The sequence below is a fragment of the Kurthia sp. Dielmo genome, assembly GCF_000307285.2.
Lineage (GTDB): Bacteria > Bacillota > Bacilli > Bacillales_A > Planococcaceae > Kurthia > Kurthia populi.
The window spans coordinates 1-1,650 of the sequence record NZ_CAEP01000171.1; the positions used below are offsets into that span (position 1 = coordinate 1).

Below are 1,650 nucleotides of genomic sequence, written 5' to 3' on the forward strand. Positions count from 1 at the left end.
CGTAATGCAGTTGAAATTGATTTTGATTGTAGATGCAGACCGATAAAGTCTGGGCCACCTGCTTTTGAACAAGTACCGGACATATTGTAGCCACCAAATGGTTGGTAGCCAACGATGGCACCTGTACAGCCACGGTTGATATATAGGTTCCCAACGAAGAAATCTTGTTTTGCCTGTGCAATATGGTCTTCGTTGTCTGAAATAACAGCACCTGTTAAGCCGTATTCTGTGTTGTTTGCGATGTCTAATGCTTCATTAAAATCTTTTGCTTTTGAGAAAGCAACGATTGGACCGAAGATTTCTTCCTGCATTAAGCGTGCGTTTGGTGCAACATCTGCGACAACTGTTGGGTTGACGAAGTAACCTGTTGAATCATCCGCTGTCCCACCGGCAACAATACGGCCTTCTTCTTTTGCTACATCGAAGTAGCTTGTAATTTTTTTGAATGCAGCCTCATCAATAACGGTTGCCATGAAGTTTGAGAAGTCTTGTGGGTCTCCGATTGTTAAGTCATTTGTTAATTTCACCACTTTTTCAAGTACCTCATCATACACATCCTCTACGATTACCGCACGTGAACATGCTGAACATTTTTGACCAGAAAAACCAAATGCTGATTTCACAATAGATTCAGCTGCTAAATCTAAATCCGCCTCTTTGTCAACCACAATCGTATCTTTTCCGCCCATTTCTGCAATGACACGTTTGATCCAAATTTGACCTTCATTTACTTTTGATGCGCGCTCGTTAATGCGTAAGCCGACATCACGAGAACCCGTGAAGGATACAAAGCGTGTACGTGGATGGTCAACTAAGTAGTCACCCACCTCACCGCCAGGCCCTGGAATGTAGTTGACAACGCCGGCCGGAAGACCAGCCTCCTCTAAAATTTCCATAAATTTATAAGCAATCACTGGCGTTGTTGACGCTGGTTTTAATAACACCGTATTCCCTGCAACTGCAGCTGCAACCGTTGTACCCGCCATAATCGCAAATGGGAAATTCCAAGGTGAGATGATCACACCGACACCAAGTGAACGGTATTCGAATGTATTTTTCTCACCGTCACGTGAGTTGACTGGCTTGCCATCTTTTAGCTCCAGCATTTGACGCGCATAATATTCCATAAAGTCAATCGCTTCTGCTGTATCCGCATCGGCTTCAATCCATGGCTTGCCTGCTTCTAGCGTCATCATCGCTGACATTTCATGGCGACGTTCCTTCGTAATTTCTGCTGCTCGTAATAGAATCGCCGCGCGCTCTTCCGCTGGGGTTTTACTCCACTCATCGAATTTTGCATCTGCGACCTGCATCGCACGTTCCGCTAATTCTTTTGTTGATTTTGACACCGTCCCTACAACTTGTGTTTTATGCGCTGGGTTATAAGACGTAATTTTGCCATCCGTTGTAACACGTTCGCCACCAATAATTAACGGATAGTCTGTGCCAAGCGTCGCTTTCACTTTTTCAAGTGCTGCTTTGTAAGCCGTTACATTTTCCTCTTTCGAAAAATCTGTTAATGGTTCTGTTACGTAGTCTGGTAAGTTTTTTACATCAATCATCAATAAATCCTCCTCGGTGAAAGTGCCAAAATATTTTGCACATTTATATTTTACATTTTTATTATAGTGCATAATTATTTTACAAAGC

At 43.1% G+C, this 1,650-nt stretch carries 1 protein-coding gene; it reads right to left on the minus strand.

What is annotated here, in order from left to right; all coding sequences use genetic code 11:
• Positions 1–1,562 (minus strand): L-glutamate gamma-semialdehyde dehydrogenase (gene pruA / locus KTHG_RS00005; protein WP_126991779.1); only part of this gene is annotated, 1,562 nt, incomplete at its 3' end.
• Positions 1,563–1,650 lie beyond the last annotated feature (88 nt).